This is a genomic window from Methylibium sp. T29-B, from assembly GCF_000576225.1.
Lineage (GTDB): Bacteria > Pseudomonadota > Gammaproteobacteria > Burkholderiales > Burkholderiaceae_C > Methylibium > Methylibium petroleiphilum.
The window spans coordinates 1-18,572 of record NZ_AZSN01000023.1; the positions used below are offsets into that span (position 1 = coordinate 1).

The 18,572-nt window shown below is 67.8% G+C and carries 16 protein-coding genes and 3 pseudogenes; 7 read left to right on the top strand and 12 right to left on the bottom strand.

Annotation, left to right across the window (positions count from 1 at the left end):
- Nucleotides 1–600 (top strand): 16S rRNA (cytidine(1402)-2'-O)-methyltransferase (locus tag Y694_RS05890; RefSeq protein WP_036230737.1); only part of this gene is annotated, 600 nt, incomplete at its 5' end.
- 8 nt (nt 601–608) lie between these two features.
- On the opposite strand, the gene Y694_RS05895 is transcribed toward Y694_RS05890, so the two are convergent.
- The gene (locus Y694_RS05895; protein WP_036230739.1) at nt 609–944 is read right to left on the bottom strand and encodes a hypothetical protein; all 336 of its coding nucleotides are present in this window, start codon (nt 942–944) and stop codon (nt 609–611) included.
- 147 nt (nt 945–1,091) lie between these two features.
- Between Y694_RS05895 and tldD the strand changes: the two are divergent.
- The 4 genes and pseudogenes from tldD to Y694_RS22435 form a co-directional block, all read left to right on the top strand.
- Nucleotides 1,092–2,542 (top strand): annotated as a pseudogene (gene tldD, locus Y694_RS05900) (metalloprotease TldD); the annotation flags it as partial.
- 7 nt (nt 2,543–2,549) lie between these two features.
- Nucleotides 2,550–3,787: pseudogene (locus tag Y694_RS05905) on the top strand (threonine ammonia-lyase).
- A 241-nt stretch (nt 3,788–4,028) separates the two neighbouring features.
- Nucleotides 4,029–5,152: pseudogene (locus Y694_RS05910) on the top strand (3-deoxy-7-phosphoheptulonate synthase).
- A gap of 181 nt (nt 5,153–5,333) precedes the next feature.
- Nucleotides 5,334–5,654, top strand: a complete 321-nt coding sequence (locus Y694_RS22435; protein ID WP_051495598.1) for an EF-hand domain-containing protein — start codon at nt 5,334–5,336, stop codon at nt 5,652–5,654.
- 27 nt (nt 5,655–5,681) lie between these two features.
- Here Y694_RS22435 and Y694_RS05920 read toward each other — a convergent pair whose 3' ends face one another.
- The gene (locus Y694_RS05920) at nt 5,682–6,260 is read right to left on the bottom strand and encodes a cob(I)yrinic acid a,c-diamide adenosyltransferase (protein WP_011831346.1); all 579 of its coding nucleotides are present in this window, start codon (nt 6,258–6,260) and stop codon (nt 5,682–5,684) included.
- A gap of 90 nt (nt 6,261–6,350) precedes the next feature.
- Between Y694_RS05920 and Y694_RS05925 the strand changes: the two genes are divergently transcribed.
- Nucleotides 6,351–7,766, top strand: a complete 1,416-nt coding sequence (locus Y694_RS05925; protein WP_036230743.1) for an FAD-binding oxidoreductase — start codon at nt 6,351–6,353, stop codon at nt 7,764–7,766.
- A 159-nt stretch (nt 7,767–7,925) separates the two neighbouring features.
- Nucleotides 7,926–8,390 carry a class I SAM-dependent methyltransferase gene (locus Y694_RS05930; protein ID WP_197028746.1) on the top strand — a complete coding sequence of 155 codons (465 nt, stop codon included), beginning with the start codon at nt 7,926–7,928 and terminating at the stop codon, nt 8,388–8,390.
- Between the two features lie 37 nt (nt 8,391–8,427).
- On the opposite strand, the gene Y694_RS05935 is transcribed toward Y694_RS05930, so the two are convergent.
- From Y694_RS05935 to Y694_RS24730, 10 genes are all read right to left on the bottom strand, one after another.
- The gene (locus Y694_RS05935; RefSeq protein WP_081771202.1) at nt 8,428–9,471 is read right to left on the bottom strand and encodes a sensor domain-containing diguanylate cyclase; all 1,044 of its coding nucleotides are present in this window, start codon (nt 9,469–9,471) and stop codon (nt 8,428–8,430) included.
- Nucleotides 9,472–9,599: 128 nt separating this feature from the next.
- Entirely contained in the window at nt 9,600–11,216 is a 1,617-nt protein-coding gene (locus tag Y694_RS05940; protein WP_036230750.1) for a SpoVR family protein, read from the bottom strand.
- 25 nt (nt 11,217–11,241) lie between these two features.
- Nucleotides 11,242–12,552 carry a YeaH/YhbH family protein gene (locus Y694_RS05945; RefSeq protein WP_011831351.1) on the bottom strand — a complete coding sequence of 437 codons (1,311 nt, stop codon included), beginning with the start codon at nt 12,550–12,552 and terminating at the stop codon, nt 11,242–11,244.
- Nucleotides 12,553–12,623: 71 nt separating this feature from the next.
- Nucleotides 12,624–14,546 carry a PrkA family serine protein kinase gene (locus Y694_RS05950; protein ID WP_011831352.1) on the bottom strand — a complete coding sequence of 641 codons (1,923 nt, stop codon included), beginning with the start codon at nt 14,544–14,546 and terminating at the stop codon, nt 12,624–12,626.
- A 383-nt stretch (nt 14,547–14,929) separates the two neighbouring features.
- Nucleotides 14,930–15,841, bottom strand: coding sequence for a ParB/RepB/Spo0J family partition protein (locus tag Y694_RS05955; protein WP_036230775.1), 912 nt, complete (start codon nt 15,839–15,841; stop codon nt 14,930–14,932).
- 55 nt (nt 15,842–15,896) lie between these two features.
- On the bottom strand, nt 15,897–16,442 hold the full coding sequence (locus tag Y694_RS05960) for an alpha/beta hydrolase (protein ID WP_036230753.1): 546 nt from the start codon (nt 16,440–16,442) through the stop codon (nt 15,897–15,899).
- Between the two features lie 9 nt (nt 16,443–16,451).
- The gene (locus tag Y694_RS05965) at nt 16,452–17,225 is read right to left on the bottom strand and encodes a ParA family protein (protein WP_011831355.1); all 774 of its coding nucleotides are present in this window, start codon (nt 17,223–17,225) and stop codon (nt 16,452–16,454) included.
- Between the two features lie 3 nt (nt 17,226–17,228).
- Entirely contained in the window at nt 17,229–17,648 is a 420-nt protein-coding gene (locus Y694_RS05970) for a type II toxin-antitoxin system VapC family toxin (RefSeq protein WP_011831356.1), read from the bottom strand.
- The gene (locus Y694_RS26445) at nt 17,648–17,887 is read right to left on the bottom strand and encodes a type II toxin-antitoxin system Phd/YefM family antitoxin (RefSeq protein WP_011831357.1); all 240 of its coding nucleotides are present in this window, start codon (nt 17,885–17,887) and stop codon (nt 17,648–17,650) included. The genes Y694_RS05970 and Y694_RS26445 overlap by 1 nt, the downstream gene beginning before the upstream one ends.
- A 93-nt stretch (nt 17,888–17,980) precedes the next feature.
- Entirely contained in the window at nt 17,981–18,529 is a 549-nt protein-coding gene (locus Y694_RS24730) for a lipocalin family protein (RefSeq protein WP_231497559.1), read from the bottom strand.
- Nucleotides 18,530–18,572: the final 43 nt, after the last annotated feature.

Consider the following 18,572-nt stretch of genomic DNA (forward strand, 5'->3'; position numbering starts at 1 on the left):
AGCGATCCCGGCGCGCGGCTGGTGGCCGCGGTGCGTGCCGCCGGCCACCGCGTGCTGCCGCTGCCGGGGCCCAGCAGCGTCACCACCGCGCTCAGCGCGGCCGGTGACACGCAGGGCGAGGACTTCCGCTTCGTCGGCTTCCTCTCCAGCAAGGCCGTCGAGCGCACGGCCCAGTTGCGGGAACTGGCCACGCGACCGGAGACGACCGTGCTGTTCGAGGCGCCGCACCGCATTGCCGCGCTGGCCGGCGCCCTGGCCGAGGTGATGCCGGCACGATCGCTGAGCCTGTGTCGCGAGCTGACCAAGCAGTTCGAGCACGTCGAGACCCTGGACGCCGAGGCCTTGCCGGGCTGGCTGGCGGCCGACCCGCACCGCCTCCGCGGCGAGTTCGTGCTCGTGCTGCACGCCCTGCCGGCTGCGGCCGCCGAAGACAGCCCGATGATCGCCAGCGCCGAGCGGCTGTTGCGCACCCTGGTCGCGGCACTGCCGCTGAAGCAGGCCGTGGCACTGACGGCCGAGGCCACCGGCGCCCCCCGCAATGCCCTCTACGAGCGGGCGCTGCAACTGAGATCCGGGGCGCCGACCGAGGACGACGCCTGAGCCTCGCTTCATCCCTTGGTCGGGACGGCCTGGCGATCGTGCTTCTGGTGCCGGATGTCGCGGCTGGCGCGGTTCTGCATGTTCGTCAGGCGCTTGCGTTCCGCGGGAGTCACATCACCGTCGGCCTTGGCTCGGCTTTCCGCCTTGCCGATGTGGGCCTGTTCCTTCTCGAGCCGGTAGGTCTCCCGGGGCGTCAGCGCGCCGGAGCCCACGCCCTGCTGAATGCGCTGCTCCTGCCGCTGCTCGCGCTGGTCGATGCGCGGCGTGGCGGTCACGCCTTGCGCAAAGCTGGCGCCCGCGGCGGCCAGCAGGACGGCACTCAACAGGACGGGAATGGTTTTCATTGCACTGGCTCCTTGCTCGGTCAAAGGTGGGAAGATGCTCCCCTCCTTCCAACGCCGAGGCTGCAAGGCCGTGCACCCGTCCACTGCGCGAATCGGTAAAGATTGGTGAAGCGTGTGACATCCCCTGCTGCCTAGAATCGATATCCCATGATCTCGCGCGAACCCACCCTCGAACGCCTGGCCGTCGCTCGCCAGGTGCTGCTCGAACCCTTCGGCCTCGACGAGGCCAAGCTCGCCAACGCGCTGCGCGTGATCGGCGAGCACCGCATCGACGATGCCGACCTCTACTTCCAGTACACGCGCAGCGAGGGCTGGAGCCTGGAGGAGGGCATCGTCAAGAGCGGCAGCTTCGGCATCGACCAGGGCGTCGGTGTGCGCGCCGTGGCTGGCGAGAAGACCGCCTTCGCCTACAGCGACGACATCTCTGAAGCTGCCCTGCTGGACGCGGCGCGCACGGTGCGCACCATCGCGGCCTCGGGGATGAGCCGCTCGGTCAAGGTCGGCGGCGCGCCGAAGATCGCGGGCAGCCGCGTGCTGTACGCGCCGATGGACCCGATCGCGACGCTCGACAGCACACAGAAGGTGGCCTTGCTTGAGCGGGCGGAAAGTTGGCGCGCGCGCGCGACCCGCGCGTGGTGCAGGTGATGGCCGGCCTGGCCGGTGAGTACGACGTGGTGCTGGTGGCCCGCGCCGATGGCACGGTCGCGGCCGACGTGCGTCCGCTCGTGCGCCTGAGCCTCACTGTGATCGCCGAGCAGAACGGCCGCCGCGAGATGGGCTCGGGCGGCGGAGGCGGGCGCTTCGGGCTTGGCTATTTCCGCGATGACGTGATCGCCGGCTACGTGGACCAGGCCGTCAACGCCGCATTGACGAACCTCGAGAGCCGCCCCGCACCGGCCGGCGAGATGACCGTGGTGCTGGGCCCGGGCTGGCCCGGCATCCTGCTGCACGAGGCCATCGGCCACGGCCTCGAAGGCGACTTCAACCGCAAGGGCTCCAGCGCCTTCAGCGGCAAGATCGGCAAGCGCGTCGCGGCCAAGGGCGTGACCGTGCTCGACGACGGCACCCTGCCCGACCGGCGCGGTTCGCTGAACGTCGACGACGAGGGCAACCCGAGCCAGCGCAACGTGCTGATCGAGGATGGCATCCTGAAGGGCTACATCCAGGATTCGATGAATGCGCGGCTGATGAAGGTCAAGCCGACCGGCAACGGCCGGCGCGAGAGCTACGCGCATGTGCCGATGCCGCGCATGACCAACACCTACATGCTGGGCGGCGACAAGAGCAGGGACGAGATCGTCGCAAGCATGAAGAAGGGTTTGTACGCCACCAACTTCGGTGGCGGCCAGGTCGACATCACGAGCGGCAAGTTCGTGTTCTCGGCCAGCGAGGCCTTCTGGGTCGAGAACGGCCGAGTCCAGTACCCGGTGAAGGGCGCCACCATCATCGGCAACGGCCCGGACGCATTGACGCGCGTGAAGATGATCGGCAACGACCTGCAGCTCGATACCGGCGTGGGCACCTGCGGCAAGGAAGGCCAGAGCGTGCCGGTCGGCGTCGGCCAGCCGACGCTGCGCATCGACGGGCTCACCGTGGGGGTACGGCTTGACCTCAGCCGAGTCGCCGGCGACGGTGACCCTGGCGGACGTCGAGGCCGCTGCACGCCGGCTGGCCGGACAGGTGCTCGACACACCGTGTGTCGAGTCGAAGACACTGTCCGAGATCACCGGCGCGCAGGTCTTCCTGAAGTTCGAGAACCTGCAGTTCACCGCTTCCTTCAAGGAGCGCGGCGCGTTGAACAAGCTGCTGGCGCTGGTCGCCGCGCGCGACGACGGCACCGCCGCGTTGAAGGGCGTGATCGCCGCCTCCGCCGGCAACCATGCGCAGGGCGTGGCGCATCACGCGCAGCGGCTGGGCCTGCGCGCGGTCATCGTGATGCCCCGGCACACGCCGACGGTGAAGGTCGAGCGCACGCGCGGCTTCGGTGCCGAGGTGCTGCTGCACGGCGAGAGCTTCGACGAGGCTCGCGCGCACGCGCTGGAGGTGGCCGCGGCGCAGGGCCTGAGCTTCGTGCACCCCTTCGACGATCCGCTGGTGATCGCCGGCCAGGGCACGATCGGCCTGGAGATGCTGCGCGCGCAACCGACGCTCGACACTCTGGTCATCGCCGTCGGCGGCGGCGGGCTGATCTCCGGCATCGCGACCGTCGCCCGGGCGCTGAAGCCCGGGCTGGAGATCGTCGGGGTGCAGACGGCGCGCTTTCCGGCGATGGTGAACCTCGTCAAGGGCCGCACCCATCCGCAAGGCACCAGCACGATCGCCGAGGGCATTGCCGTCGGTGAGCCGGGGCGGATCACGCGGGCGATCGTTCGCGACCTCGTCGACGACATGGTGCTGGTGGACGAAGCGGACATCGAGCATGCCCTGGTGATGCTGCTGGAGATCGAGAAGACGCTGGTCGAGGGGGCCGGCGCCGCGGGTCTGGCTGCGCTGCTGAAGGAGCCCGGGCGCTACGCCGGGCGACGCGTGGGCTTGGTGCTGTGCGGCGGCAACATCGATCCGCTGCTGCTGTCGGCGATCATCGAGCGCGGCATGGTGCGAGCGGGCGGCTGGCACGCATCCGCGTCGACGCGCGCGACGCACCCGGCGCGCTGGCGCGCATCACCGCCACCGTGGCCGAGGCCGGCGCGAACATCGAGGAAGTGCATCACCAGCGGGCCTTCACCACGCTGTCGGCGCAGAACGCCGAGGTGGAGTTGGTGCTGCAGACGCGCAACCACGCCCACATCGGCGCGGTGATCGTGGCCCTGGTGGCTCAGGGTTTCGAGGCCAAGGCCTACTGATCCGGCCGGACGACGATCGAGCGACGCATGCGGCCCAACCTCGGCGTCGTGCTACATTTCGCTCCCATGCGCTTCGACGCCTACTTTTTTGCGTACTTTTGGTTCTCGCACCGCCCCGGCGGAGGAGAGGCCCGCGCATCAGCGTAAAAGCAGCGCAAGCCGAATCTCAAACCGCCGGGCCCAACCCGGCGGTTTTTTTTCGACCGTTCGCCCCCCGTCAGACCGCCCAGGAGAAACATCGATGAATGCCCTGTCCGCCAACGTTCCCGAGGGTTGGGCCGCGCCCGCCGACAAGACCAGCCAGACCGATGACGAACGGATCGAGGACGTGATGCCACTGCCGCCGCCCGAGCACCTGATCCGCTTCTTCCCGGTGCGCGGCACGCCCGTCGAGGAGCTGGTGTCCAGCACCCGCCGCCGCATCCGCGACATCATGCGCGGCAATGACGACCGCCTGCTGGTCATCATGGGCCCGTGCTCGATCCACGACCCGGTGGCGGCGGTGGACTACGCGCGCAAGCTCAAGGCCCAGCGCGACAAGTACGCCGACACGCTGGAGATCGTGATGCGCGTGTACTTCGAGAAGCCGCGCACCACCGTCGGCTGGAAGGGCCTGATCAATGACCCCTACCTCGACGAGAGCTTCCGCATCGACGAAGGCCTGCGCATCGCGCGCCAGCTGCTGCTGGAGATCGGCCGCCTCGGGCTGCCGGCCGGCAGCGAGTTCCTCGACGTGATCTCGCCGCAGTACATCGGCGACCTGATCTCCTGGGGCGCCATCGGTGCGCGCACCACCGAAAGCCAGGTCCACCGCGAGCTCGCCTCGGGCATCAGCGCGCCGATCGGCTTCAAGAACGGCACCGACGGCAACATCAAGATCGCCACGGACGCCATCCAGTCCGCCAGCCGGCCGCACCACTTCCTGTCGGTGCACAAGAACGGCCAGGTCGCGATCGTCGAGACCCGCGGCAACGCCGATTGCCACGTCATCCTGCGCGGCGGCAAGACGCCGAACTACGACGCCAGCAGTGTCGGCGCGGCCTGCGCCGAACTCGGCAAGGCCGGGCTGCCGGCCTCGCTGATGGTCGACTGCTCCCACGCCAACAGCAGCAAGCAGCACCAGAAGCAGATCGACGTGGCGCGCGACGTCGCCGACCAGTTGGCCGGCGGCAGCCGCCAGGTTTTCGGTGTGATGGTCGAGAGCCACCTGAGCGCCGGCGCCCAGAAGTTCAGTGCCGGCAAGGACGACCCGGCGAAGCTCGCCTACGGCCAGAGCATCACCGACGCTGCATCGGCTGGGACGATTCACTGGAGGTGCTGGGCGTGCTCAGCACCGCGGTGGCGGCCCGGCGCGGACGGGGCTGAACGACTCGGCGAGACAACCGGGTTACATCACACGAGCCTCAGCAACAAAGTGAGCGCATGCAAACGAGAGTAAGCGACGCCGCCGTCAGGTAACGGAGGCAAGCTGCCGCAAGAGTGCTGGCCGGAGACCCCGGTCGGCGCTTGAATGGAGGTTCCAGAACTTCCTGCGAAGGAAACCTCCATGAATCGCTCTCGCATCACCCCTTCCATCCAGACCCAGGCGCGTCAGGTCATCGAGATCACCGTGGTCAGTCTGGCGCTCGCCGGCACCGTGGGTTTCGCCAACCTGGCTCAGGCGCAGGCGGCTCCAACCGACAAGTCGAGCGACGTGACGGCACAGCAGGCTTTCAAGCGTGCCGATGTCGACACCGACAACAAGCTGAGCCCCGCCGAAGCGGCGAAGCTGCCCGCGATCGCCCAGCGCTTCAAGTCGCTCGACACCGACCGCGACGGTTTCCTCAGCGCCGAGGAGTTCATGGCCGGCAGCAAGGCCCCGCAATGAGGCCGCTGGCCGGTTGAGCGGGCGGCGTCAGTCCGGGGTCTCGAGCCTCGGGCTGCGCCAGTACACGTCGTCGCCGCCCAGGCCGTCGAGGTTGGCCCGGTTGAGCACGCGGGCCAGCACGAACAGCAGATCGCTCAGCCGGTTCAGGTACTGGCGGGGCGCAGATCGCACCGCGCCCGGCTCGGCGTTGGCAAGTGCTACCACGGCCCGCTCCGCGCGGCGCGCCACAGTGCGGCCGAGGTGGGCGATCGAGGCGCTGCGCGTGCCGGCCGGCAGGATGAATTCCTTCAGCCGCGGCAACGCGGCGTTGTGCTCGGCCAATGCGTCGTCCAGCGCCGCCACCGCCTCGTCCTTCAGCAGGGTGTAGCCGGGAATCGACAGCTCGCCGCCCAGATTGAACAGCTCGTGCTGCACCGCCACCAGCAACACGCGCAGCGCGTCGGGCAAGGGCTCGCACAGCAACAGGCCGAGCAGCGAATTGAGTTCGTCGACGTCGCCCATGGCCTGCACGCGCAGGTGATCCTTGGCCACACGGGTGCCGTCGCCGAGCCCGGTGGTCCCGTCGTCGCCGGTGCGCGTTGCGATCTGTGTCAGTCGATTGCCCATCACGCGATGCTAGCGGACTCGGGGCCGCAGCAGTCCGGCTTCCTTGTTTCTAGAATGGCCCACGGCTCCGAGCCGTCGAGAGGAGACACGATGAACGCCCCGATCGATCTGTTGCCCCGAATCGCACGGCGGCCCATGCCGGCGGCGATGCTCGCCGCGCTGAAGGCTCACTTCGGAGAGCGCTGTTCCACGGCACAGGCCATTCGCGAGCAGCACGGGCGCGACGAATCGCCGTTCGACGTGCCGGCACCCGATGCCGTCGTGTTCGCGACGAGCAACGACGACGTCGTGGCGCTGATGGCACTGGCGCAGTCGCATGGCGTGCCGGTGATCCCGTTCGGCATCGGCTCCTCGCTTGAAGGCCACCTGCTGGCGGTGCAGGGCGGTGTCAGCGTCGACCTGTCGCGCATGAACCAGGTGTTGCGCGTGAACGCGGAAGACCTGACCGTCACCGTGCAGGCCGGCGTGACCCGCAAGCAGCTCAACGAGGCGCTGCGCCATGACGGGCTGTTCTTTCCGATCGACCCGGGCGCCGACGCCACGCTCGGCGGCATGTGCGCCACCCGCGCCAGCGGCACGAACGCGGTGCGCTACGGCACGATGCGGGAGAACGTGCTCGGCCTCACCGTGGTCACGGCGAACGGAGAGCTGATCCACACCGGCTCGCGGGCACGCAAGTCGTCGGCGGGCTACGACTTGACGCGGTTGTTCGTCGGCAGCGAAGGAACGCTCGGCGTGATCACCGAGATCACGTTGAAGCTCTACCCCCTGCCGGAAGCCGTCAGCGCGGCGGTCTGCCATTTCCCGACCATCGACGCGGCGGTGCGCAGCACCATCCAGGTCATCCAGATGGGCGTGCCGATCGCGCGCTGCGAGTTGCTCGACGTGCACGCGGTGCGGGCCGTCAACGCACACGACCACCTCGGGCTGCGCGAGGCGCCGATGCTGCTGATGGAGTTCCACGGCAGCCCGGCGGGCGTGCAGGAGCAGGCGGAGACGGTACAGGCCCTCACGACCGACCTCGGCGGCGAGGACTTCCAGTGGGCTACCACGCCCGAAGAGCGCACGCGGCTGTGGACCGCCCGCCACCATGCCTACTTCTCGGCGCTGCAGACCCGGCCCGGCTGCCGTGCCGTGACGACCGACACCTGCGTGCCGATCTCGCGCCTGGCCGAATGCATCAACGAGACGGTTGCCGAGGCCGACGCGAGCGGCATTCCCTACTTCATCGTCGGTCACGTCGGCGACGGCAATTTCCACGTCGGCTACCTGATCGATCCGACGGCGCCGGGTGAGCGCGCCGAGGCGGAGCGCCTGAACCAGTTGCTGGTGGCACGCGCACTGCGGCTCGAAGGGACCTGCACCGGCGAACACGGCATCGGCCTGCACAAGATGGGCTTCCTGCTCGACGAGGCCGGCGCCGGCGGCGTGGCGCTGATGCGGCAGATCAAGCATGCGCTGGACCCCGGCAACATCATGAACCCCGGGAAGATCTTCACGTGGTGAGACACGTCGACCGCAAAGTCGTCTCTCCAGGCCGCCTCCCAGCACCGACGCTGCCGAGGTGCGCCGCGGCATGAACACCTCGGCCTTCATCGCGCTGGCACTCACGCGTCCGGGCTCGTGGGCGCGGTCGCGCCGTCCTCGCGGCGGCTGGCGCGGGCCATGGCGTCGCAGATCGGCGATGCCGGGGCCCTGATCGAGCTCGGCGCGGGCACCGGCGCCGTGACCTCCGCGCTGCGGCACGCCGCGCCTGGAACTCCGCTACTGGCCGTCGAGCTGCAGTCCGATCTCGCGAGCGGCCTGCGGCGGCGCTTCCCCGACATCGAGGTGGCCTGCGCTCCCGCGCACGAGGTGCTGGCGCGGCATGCGCACGCTCCTGTCGACACGATGCTGGTCTCGTCGCTGCCGTTCAGAAGCCTGCCCGAGCCGATGCGCAGGACCACGCTGGCGGCATTGCTTCAGTTCATCGAGGCCCACCCGACGCGACGCATGGTCCAGTACACCTACCAGCCGCGTGCTCCATTCGAGCTGCCGGCTCGCAGCTCGCTGCGCTGGTCGCTGCGCGACGTGGTGTGGGGCAACCTGCCGCCCGCAGGCGTCTGGGTGCTGGGCGGCGACGGCGCCTGAAGTGCGGCGGTCCGATCGACCGCCTCGCCGGCAAAGCTCACGTCAGACACAGCTCCACGCAATTGCGGCCCTGCGCCTTGGCATGGGTGAGGCCACGATGGGCGCGCCGCGTCAACGCGATCGGCTCGATGTCGGCCGCACGCACTGCCACCGCGACGCCTATGCTCGCCGTCAACGGCTCGACCACCCAGGGCACCGCGGCCAGGGCGATGCGCATGCGCTCGGCTGCCGCCATCGCACCGCCCGTGTCGGTCGACGGCAGCAACACGCTGAACTCGCCGGCCCCGCAATGCGCAAGCACGTCATGGCCGCGCAGGCTGCCTTCGAGGCCCTGCGCCGCCTGTCGCAGCGCCTCGTCGCCGACCGGGTGGCCGTGCAGATCGTTGAAATGCTTGAAGTGATCCAGATCGACGGCCAGCAGCGCGAGATCGCCTCCATGGCGGCTCCAGCGCGTCCACTCCTGCGCGAGCCGGCGCTCGAAGGCCGTGCGATTCCACAGGCCGGTCACCTCGTCGGTGTTGCCCTGCAGATCCAGCAAGGCGCTGGCACGGCGCAGCTCGAGTTGAGCCACCGCCTGTTCGGCCAGCAGGCGCAACGCGTGCTGCTGGCGTGACGACAGGCTGCGCGCGGTCCGATCCAGCACGCACAGCGTGCCGACAGCCCAGCCCTGAGGCGTGACGAGCGGCGCACCGGCGTAGGTGTGCCATCCGCCGGCCGCGCCGAGCGCCGGATGGGCCGCGAAGCGAGGATCGCCGGCCGGGTCGGCCAGCAGGAGTCTGTCGTCAGCCTGTTCGATGGCCTGCGCGCAAGGCGCATGGGTACGAGGTGCACTGTCGCCCTCAAAGCCGGTCTGTGCCTTGAACCAGAGGCGGTCCCGATCGACCAGCGAGATCAGCGACGCCTGCGTGTCGCAGATACAGGCCGCGAGCTCGGTGATCGCATCGAACGCCGGCTCCGAACCGGTCTCGAGGACCCCGTAGCGATAGAGCGCCGCGAGACGCTGCGACTCCGCTTCGGCCGGCGACATCGCGGCACCCGACCACGCGCCAGCGATCGTCGTTCCAGAGGACACCTGGGCCATGAGACTCTCCTCGCTCGCTCGCGCCACCGCCACGGCGGCAGCCCTGCCTTCACGCGACGCCGGCCGATGCGCGGCGTCTACCCGGGCCGCCCCAACGCGGCCTGCTGCGTGAATGTGTGCCGCGCCGGTCAATTCGGCGGCGCCGGCACCGTCCACTTTCTGGTGATCTCGCCGGCGCCGTCGGCGCTCTCGAGGTGCACGTCGAAACCCCACAGTCGGGCCACGTGCTTGAGCACCTCGGTCGTCTGCTCGTTCAGCGGACGATCGTTGTGCTGGGTGTGACGCAGAACCAGCGAGCGATCGCCACGCAGGTTGACGTTCCATACCTGGATGTTGGGCTCGCGCTGGCCGAGGTCGTACTGGTGCGACAGCGCCTCACGCAGACGTCGGTAGCCGGACTCGTCGTGGATCGCAGAGATCTCGAGCTCGGATTCCTTCTCGTCGTCGAGCACTGCGAACAGCCGCAGCTCGCGCATCAGCCTCGGCGACAGGTACTGGCCGATGAAGCTCTCGTCCTTGAAGTTGCGCATCGCGTGATCCAGCGTGACCAGCCAGTCGGCGCCGGCGATCTCGGGGAACCAGTGGCGGTCTTCGTCGCTGGGCGATTCGCAGATGCGCTTGAGATCGGTGTACATCGCGAAACCGAGCGCATAGGGGTTGATGCCGCTGTAGGCCGGGTGACCGACCGGGGGCTGGTAGATCACGTTGGTGTGAGACTTCAACCACTCGACCATCATGCCGTCGGCCAGGTGGCCGTTGTCGTACATCGTGTTGAGCAGGCGGTGATGCCAGAAGGTGGCCCACCCTTCGTTCATCACCTGGGTCTGGCGCTGCGGGTAGAAGTACTGCGCCACCTTGCGCACGATGCGCACCACCTCGCGCTGCCAGGGTTCGAGCAGCGGCGCGTTCTTCTCGATGAAGTACAGCAGGTTCTCCTGCGGCTCGGCCGGGTAGCGCTGCGCGTTGGCTTCCTCGGCAGCAGGTTCGGCGCGCCGTGGCAGCGTGCGCCACATGTCGTTGACCTGCTGCTGCGCGTAGGCCTCGCGCTCGGCACGGCGCGTCTGTTCCTGCGCCAGCGACAGCTTGGTGGGGCGGCGGTAACGGTCGACGCCGTGATTCATCAAGGCATGGCAGCTGTCGAGCAGATCCTCCACCGCGTCGAGGCCCCGCCGCTCCTCGCATTCGGCGATGTAGTTCTTGGCGTAGACCAGGTAGTCGATGATCGACGACGCGTCGGTCCACATGCGGAACAGGTAGTTGCCCTTGAAGAAGCTGTTGTGCCCGTAGGCGGCGTGCGCGATCACCAGCGCCTGCATGGCCAGCGAGTTCTCCTCCATCAGGTAGCTGATGCAGGGGTTGGAATTGATGACGATCTCGTAGGCCAGGCCCATGTGGCCGCGGCGGTAGTTCTTCTCGGTGGCGATGAACTCCTTGCCATAGCTCCAGTGCCGGTAGTTCACCGGCATGCCCACCGACGCGTAGGCGTCCATCATCTGCTCGGCCGTGATGATCTCGAGCTGGTTGGGATAGGTGTCCAGGCCATAGCCCCTGGCCGTCTCGCGGATCACGTCGTGGTATTGGTCGATCAGCTCGAAGGTCCAGTCGCTCGAGCTCGGCAACGACGTCTTGGCCCGCGGACTCGCGACGATGTCGCTCGCGGCGCGAACACGCCCCACCGCCGGCACGTCGGACTCGGTGAACAGGTCGGGCGTCGCAACCGACACCGCCTCTCGCTTGCGTGTCATGACGACTCCTTGCGCGGCCGAACGCTCATGTCGCGCCTTCCTTCTTGAACAGATCACGAAAGACGGGGTAGATCTGCGAAGGCTCGAGCACCTTGCGCATCGCGAAGTGCGGGTTCGTCCGGGCGACCTGTGCGTATTCTTCCCACAGGTTCTGCTCGGGTTCGGCCACCTGCACGTAGGCGAAGTAGCGGCACAGCGGCAGCAATTGCGTGGACACGATCTCGCGGCAGCGGCCGCTGTCGTGATGCCAGTTGTCGCCGTCGCTGGCCTGCGCGCCGTAGATGTTCCACTCGCTGGTCGGGTAGCGTGCGCGGACGATCTCCTCCATCAACACCAGGGCGCTGGAGACCACGGTGCCGCCGGTTTCGGTCGAGTGGAAGAAGCCTTCTTCGTCGACCTCCTGCGCCTGCGTGTGATGGCGGATGAAGACCACGTCGATCTTCTCGTAGTGGCGCGTCAGGAACAGGTAGAGCAGGATGAAGAAGCGTTTCGACAGGTCCTTGCGCGCTTCGTCCATCGAGCCCGACACGTCCATCAGGCAGAACATCACCGCCTTGGTGGTGGGAACCGGCACCTTGACGCGGCTGCGAAAGCGCAGGTCGATCGGGTCGAGGAAGGGGATGCGTGCGACCTTCTGGCGCAGCAGCTCGATGCGGCCCTCCAGGTCCTTGATCTCGCGCTGCCGCAAGGCATGGCCCGGGTCGAGGTCGACGCCGCCGGTGTCGAGCCGCGAACGCTGCTTCAGGCTCGCGAGCTGGGCCTCCAGGTGCCGCAGCTCTCGTCGCGCATCGGCGCCGAGCGCGATGCGTCGGCCGATCGCGCCGCGCATCGAACGCACCACGTGCAGATTGCTCTGCGTGCCGTCGCTGGTGAAGCCGGCTCGCTGGTTCTTGAACTCCGGTGTTTCGGCCAGCTGCGTCTTCACGAGGTTGGGCAGTGCCAGGTCGTCGAAGAAGACCTGCATGAACTCTTCCTTGCTCAGGTGGAAGACGAAGTCGTCCTCGCCCTCGCCCGAGTCGCTGGCCTGTGACCCGCCGCCCTGCCCGCCGCCGCCCTCGGGCCGCTTGATGCGGTCGCCGCGCACGTACTCCTTGTTGCCCGGATGCACCATCTCGCGCTTGCCGCCGGAGCCGTGCCCGAACAGCGGCTCGGAGACGTCGCGCTTGGGCAGCGTGATGTCCTCGCCTTGCTCGATGTCGCGGATGCCGCGGCCGCTGACCGCCTTGCGCACGGCCTCGCGAATCTGCGCCTTGTGTCGGCGCAGGAAACGCTCGCGGTTGCCGATCGACTTGTTCTTGCCTGCGAGCCTGCGATCGATGATCTGCTGAAGCGCCATGCGTTGTGCTCGAAGTGGAGGTCGCTGTCAGCGCCTGGGGCGACGACGCCGCTCGCGTTTCCCAGCTCTCATCATGAACTCTTTCTCACACGCAGGTACCACTCGCACAGCAGGCGCACCTGCTTGGGCGTGTAGCCCTTCTGCACCATGCGGTTCACGAAGTCCTCGTGCTTCTTCGCCTCGTCGGCACTGGCCTTCGCGTTGAAGCTGATCACCGGCAGCAGTTCCTCGGTGTTCGAGAACATCTTCTTCTCGATCACCGTGCGCAGCTTCTCGTAGCTCGTCCACAACGGGTTGTTGCCGGCATTGTTGGCACGGGCGCGCAGCACGAAGTTGACGATCTCGTTGCGGAAGTCCTTCGGGTTGGCGATGCCCGCCGGCTTCTCGATCTTCTCGAGCTCGGCGTTCAACGAGCCCCGGTCGAACACCTCGCCGGTGTCCGTGTCACGGTACTCCTGGTCCTGGATCCAGTAGTCGGCGTAGGTCACGTAGCGGTCGAAGATGTTCTGGCCGTACTCGGAGTAGCTCTCGAGGTAGGCGGTCTGGATCTCCTTGCCGATGAACTCGGCGTAGCGCGCCGCCAGGAACTCCTTGATGAAGCCGAGGTACTTCTGCTCGGTCTCGGTGGGGAACTGCTCGCGCTCGATCTGCTGCTCCAGCACGTACATCAGATGCACCGGGTTCGCTGCGACTTCCGACGAGTCGAAGTTGAACACCTTGGACAGGATCTTGAAGGCAAAGCGCGTCGAGATGCCGCTCATGCCCTCATCGACGCCGGCGTAGTCGCGGTACTCCTGGTAGCTCTTGGCCTTGGGATCGGTGTCCTTGAGGCTCTCACCGTCATAGACCAGCGCCTTGCTGAAGAGCGAGGAGTTCTCCGGCTCCTTCAGGCGCGACAGCACCGCGAACTGCGCCATCATCTTCAACGTGCCGGGCGCGCACTTCGCCTCGCTGAGCGAGGAGCCTCGAATCAGCTTGTCGTAGATCTTGATCTCTTCAGTGATGCGCAGGCAGTACGGCACCTTGACGATGTAGATGCGGTCGAGGAAGGCTTCGTTGTTCTTGTTGTTGCGGAAGGTCTTCCACTCGCTCTCGTTGCTGTGCGCGAGGATGATGCCGTCGAAGGGGATCGCGCCGAAACCCTCGGTCCCCTTGTAGTTGCCTTCCTGGGTCGCCGTCAGCAGCGGGTGCAGCACCTTGATCGGCGCCTTGAACATCTCGACGAACTCGAGCAGACCCTGGTTGGCCAGGCACAGGCCGCCGGAGTAGCTGTAGGCGTCGGGATCGTCCTGTGCATAGGTCTCGAGCTTGCGGATGTCGACCTTGCCGACCAGCGAGCTGATGTCCTGGTTGTTCTCGTCGCCCGGCTCGGTCTTGGCCACGCCGACTTGCTTCAGGATCGACGGATAGCGCTTCACGACTCTGAACTGTCGGATGTCGCCGCCGTACTCGTCGAGCCGTTTCACGGCCCAGGGCGACAGGATGCGGTTCAAATAGCGCCGCGGGATGCCGTATTCCTTCTCCAGGATGGGGCCGTCCTCGGCCATGTCGAACAGGCCGAGCGGCGATTCGTTCACCGGCGAGCCCTTGATGGCGTAGAACGGCACTTCCTGCATCAGGTGCTTCAGCCGTTCGGCGATCGAACTCTTGCCGCCGCCCACCGGTCCCAGCAGATAGAGGATCTGCTTCTTCTCCTCGAGCCCCTGCGCCGCGTGGCGGAAGTAGGAGACGACCTGTTCGATCGAATCTTCCATGCCGTAGAACTCGGCGAAGGCCGGATAGCGCTTGATCACCTTGTTCGCGAACAGGCGCGACATGCGCGGATCGTTGCGGGTGTCCACGAGTTCGGGTTCGCCGATGGCCTTGAGCATGCGCTCGGCCGCCGTGGCATAGGCCACCGGCTCACGCCGGCAGATGTCGAGGTACTCCTCGAGCGTGAACTCTTCCTCGCGGCTGCGCTCGTAGCGCGCTGCAAAGCTGCTGATCACATCCATCACGTCCTCCGTTCCAGATTCGGGAGGCGGCGTCGCCACGTGGTCGGCCTGTCACCGGAGAGATCTCGGCTGGCCACTGTGCAGCGCTGCCTGCGGTTATCGATCAAGCGGTCTCGACGATCATGCATCCTTGTCTGGTGCGACGACAACAATACGAGGCACTTTCCGGGTCAATTGCAGGAATCGAGCCCTGCCACCGACTGTGCAAATAGCATGCCCCTTTCCGCCGCAATCCGCCAGTCATGGCGTGGGAGCCTGCCGCGGGGAAGTGGTTCCCCGATGAACGTGACGGCGCATGCCCGTTCAACGCCCGAGTGCGGGCAACGGTTCACCGTGCGCGGCGCACGCGCAAGACGCCTGCGAACACGCGCCAGCGGCCGCCCTCAGCCAGCGGCCGGACCGCGCAGCTTGTCGAGCAGTCCCGACAACTCGTCGAGCGAGCCGAAGGCGATGGCCACCTCGCCCTGCTCGCCGCGCTTGCTGCGCTTCTTGACGCGGATCTCGACCGCCGCCGTCAGAACGTCGGCCAACTCTTCCTCCAGACGCACGATGTCACGCGACTTGGCCTGCTGGCCGCGCAACAGCTGTGTCTGGCGACCACCGGCCGTCGCGCGAGCCACCAGCTTCTCGGCTTCGCGCACCGTCAGCTTCTTCGCGGCAATCTCGTGAGCCGCGGTCACCTGCTGGGCCCGCTCGAGCACCAGCAAGGCCCGTGCATGCCCCATGTCGAGGTCGCCGGCCATCAGCATCTGCTGCACCGGCTCGGCCAGGTTGAGCAGCCGCAGCAGGTTGCTCGCGGCGCTGCGTGAACGGCCGACCGCCTGCGCGGCCTGCTCGTGCGTCAGACCGAATTCGTCGGTCAGACGCCGCAGGCCCTGCGCCTCCTCGAGCGGATTCAGGTCCTCGCGCTGCATGTTCTCGATCAGCGCCATGACCGCGGCCGACTCGTCGGACACGTCCTTCACGAGCACCGGCACCTCGCTCAGACCGGCCAGCTTGGCAGCCCGGCTGCGGCGTTCGCCGGCGATGATCTCGTAGCGGCCGAGCGCGGCTTCGCCGACCGGGCGGACGAGGATCGGCTGCATCACGCCCTGGCTGCGGATGCTTTCGGCCAGCTCGTAGAGCGAACCTTCGTCCATGCGCGTGCGCGGCTGGTACTTGCCTGCCTGCAGCTGGCTCAGCTTCAGTGTCGTGGGCAGGCCGTCGCCGGCCGGCTGCGCTGGTGCGTCCTGTGCCTTGGGCCCGAGCAGCGCTTCGAGGCCGAGGCCGAGGCCCTTGGGTTTCTTGGTGACCATGTCGATCATTCTCACCGAGCCGGCCACCGTCGGCGCATCGCGTGCGGCGTGGGGCTCAGCCCGTGCGCAGCGCGATCAGCAGTTGATGACCCGCATCCCAGTCGCCCAGGCCGGATTCGCTGTTGAGGTGGCCGACCGCTCCGGCCACGACCAGGGTCGCGCCCCAGTCCTGCGCCATCGTGCCGGCGCGCTGCGGGGCGCAGTACGGATCATCGGTGCTGATCACCACCGTGGCTGCAAACGGCAGGCGCCGGCGCGGCACCGGTCGCCAGGAATGGAGCTGCGGCGGCATGTCTTCGCGCTCGGTGTCGGGGGGGCCGACGAGCAGCGCGCCGCGCACGCGGTCAGCCTGCTGCGTGTGTGCAGCCCAGGCGGCGACCAGCTGGCAACCCAGGCTGTGGGCGACGAGCCAGCACGGCTGCGGGGCCGCCAGCAGCACCTCCTCGAGGCGGGCCATCCAATCGCCTCGGCGCGGCCACTGCCAGTCGTCCTGTTCGACGCGGCGGTAGCCGTGGCGCCGCTCCCAGCGCGTCTGCCAGTGGTCGGCATCGGAGTTCTGCCAACCAGGCAGCACCAGCACGGAGGAGGAGGTGTCGGGCATGCTCGACCCTCAGCGCAGACTGGCGAGGCGCTTCACCATCTCGTTGGCGAACTGCACAAAGGCCTGGGCGCCCTTCGACTGCCCGTCGAACACGACGCCCGGCACGCCGTAGCTCGGCGCTTCGGCCAGGCGCACGTTGCGCGGGATCACGGTGTCGAACACCTTGTCGCCGAAGTGCGCCTTGAGCTGCTCGCTCACCTGCTGCTGCAGCGTGATGCGCGGATCGAACATCACGCGCAGCAGACCGATGATCTGCAGCGAGGGGTTGAGGTTGGCGTGCACCTGCTTGATGGTGTTCACCAGGTCGGACAGGCCTTCGAGCGCGAAATACTCGCACTGCATCGGCACCACCACGCCGTGCGCCGAGCACAGGCCGTTGAGCGTCAGCAGGCTCAACGAAGGCGGGCAATCGATCAACACGAAGTCGTACTCACCGTCGACGGCGGCCAGCGCGGTCTTGAGCCGCTGGTCGCGGCGTTCGAGGGCCACCAGCTCGACTTCGGCGCCCGCCAGCTCGCGGTTGGCGCCGAGGACGTCGTAGCCGCCCTTCTCGGAGCGGCGGCGCGCCTCGGCGATCGAGGCGGATTCGAGCAGCACATCGTAGACCGAGAGCTCCAGCGTGCGCTTGTCGATGCCCGAGCCCATGGTGGCGTTGCCCTGGGGGTCGAGGTCGACGACCAGCGTGCGCTGGCCGATCAGCGCGAGGCCAGCGGCCAGGTTGACGGTGGTGGTCGTCTTGCCGACGCCGCCCTTTTGGTTCGCGATGCAGAAGATCTTGGCCATGACTCAGCCGCCGAGGGCGACAGGAACGCCCACCGCGCGGGCTGCGCGGCCGAGGGCAGGGTCCAGCGTCGCAAGCGGCAGGCCGCGGCGCTGGGCGAGGTCGAGGTAGAGCGCGTCGCAGGTGCTGAGGCCGCGGTCGCGGGCCAGATCCAGCACTTCGTGCCGCATGCGCTGCGGCACGCCGGCTTCGGTCTCTATCGGCAGCTCGTCGAGCAACGCCACGATCTCGGCGACACGCCCCTTCGTGGTGCGGCCACGCCGCTCGGCGAGCAGCAGGATCTGCGTGACTTCGGCGTGCCAGATCTCCGGCACCACGGCGCCGTGGCGGGCCACCTCGAGCGCGAGTTCACGGGACGCCGGCGTCTGCGCATCGGCGGACAACCACGCCAGCGCGGCCGAGGCATCGAGCACGACCGCCGCCATCAATGCGGCTCCTCGCCGTGCAGGGCCCGCCAGTCGCGCCCCAGCGCCAAGTCACCGCCGATCTGCAGCAGACGTTCCGCCGCTGCTTGCGCATCGGCGGCCGATCGGGCGATCGGCAGCAGCCGCGCCACGGGTCGACCGTGCCGCGTGATCACGATCTCTTCGCCGCGCTCGACGCGCTCGAGCAAGGCCGATAAGTGAGTCTTCGCCTCGAACGCTCCGACGCTGGTGGATCGCATGGTGAGAGTTTCAACCAGTTTTTAGACTGGTCTTATTTTCCAGACGCACACCAGAAGCGTCAAGTGCGCACCGACGGGCCAGGTCCGCACGCTTCAAGGCGGCGCGGTTGGGGCAGTGTGGGTGTGTCGCTCGAGCCGCGTCAGATCGAAACCCTGCTCAGCCAGGCTCGCTCGCACAGCGCGGTCATCGCCGTCGGAGAGATTGGGCGTCCGAGACAGCACCCAGAGATACTCGCGGGTCGGTTCGCTGACCAGCGCGTACCGACTCCCCGGACCCAGGGCCAGCACCCAGTAGTCGCCCCAGCCGACCGGCAGCCACCGGATCAGCGCCGGCAGGAAGCTCACCCGCAGCTGTGCCGGCATCAGCAGCCCCTCGGCGATGCGGCCCACCGGCTGCGCCACCCCGCGGATCGATTCGGTACGCCCCTCGGCATTCCGGCACTGGTTGGTCACTTCAACCTCGCCCTGTTCGAGCAGTCGGTAGGTGGCGCGGGTATCACTGACGCACTGACGCTGGAAACGATTCGGGTACCAGGCGACCTGGTACCAGGTGCCCATGTAGGCAGACACCTCCAGGCTCGGCAGTGCCTGGACGGTCGGGAGCCATGGCGGCGAAGCGTCGCCCGCGTGCGTGCTGCTCAAGGCCAAGCCAAGAATCAGCGGCCAGAGACGGCGATGAACTTGC

Excerpts from the sequence above, each read along its gene's own strand:
- Y694_RS05895 (WP_036230739.1), bottom strand. The coding sequence starts at position 944 with ATGAAAACCATTCCCGTCCTGTTGAGTGCCGTCCTGCTGGCCGCCGCG.
- Y694_RS22435 (WP_051495598.1), top strand. The coding sequence starts at position 5,334 with ATGAATCGCTCTCGCATCACCCCTTCCATCCAGACCCAGGCGCGTCAG.
- Y694_RS05920 (WP_011831346.1), bottom strand. The coding sequence starts at position 6,260 with ATGGGCAATCGACTGACACAGATCGCAACGCGCACCGGCGACGACGGG.
- Y694_RS05925 (WP_036230743.1), top strand. The coding sequence starts at position 6,351 with ATGAACGCCCCGATCGATCTGTTGCCCCGAATCGCACGGCGGCCCATG.
- Y694_RS05930 (WP_197028746.1), top strand. The coding sequence starts at position 7,926 with ATGGCGTCGCAGATCGGCGATGCCGGGGCCCTGATCGAGCTCGGCGCG.
- Y694_RS05935 (WP_081771202.1), bottom strand. The coding sequence starts at position 9,471 with ATGGCCCAGGTGTCCTCTGGAACGACGATCGCTGGCGCGTGGTCGGGT.
- Y694_RS05940 (WP_036230750.1), bottom strand. The coding sequence starts at position 11,216 with ATGACACGCAAGCGAGAGGCGGTGTCGGTTGCGACGCCCGACCTGTTC.
- Y694_RS05945 (WP_011831351.1), bottom strand. The coding sequence starts at position 12,552 with ATGGCGCTTCAGCAGATCATCGATCGCAGGCTCGCAGGCAAGAACAAG.
- Y694_RS05950 (WP_011831352.1), bottom strand. The coding sequence starts at position 14,546 with ATGGATGTGATCAGCAGCTTTGCAGCGCGCTACGAGCGCAGCCGCGAG.
- Y694_RS05955 (WP_036230775.1), bottom strand. The coding sequence starts at position 15,841 with ATGGTCACCAAGAAACCCAAGGGCCTCGGCCTCGGCCTCGAAGCGCTG.
- Y694_RS05960 (WP_036230753.1), bottom strand. The coding sequence starts at position 16,442 with ATGCCCGACACCTCCTCCTCCGTGCTGGTGCTGCCTGGTTGGCAGAAC.
- Y694_RS05965 (WP_011831355.1), bottom strand. The coding sequence starts at position 17,225 with ATGGCCAAGATCTTCTGCATCGCGAACCAAAAGGGCGGCGTCGGCAAG.
- Y694_RS05970 (WP_011831356.1), bottom strand. The coding sequence starts at position 17,648 with ATGGCGGCGGTCGTGCTCGATGCCTCGGCCGCGCTGGCGTGGTTGTCC.
- Y694_RS26445 (WP_011831357.1), bottom strand. The coding sequence starts at position 17,887 with ATGCGATCCACCAGCGTCGGAGCGTTCGAGGCGAAGACTCACTTATCG.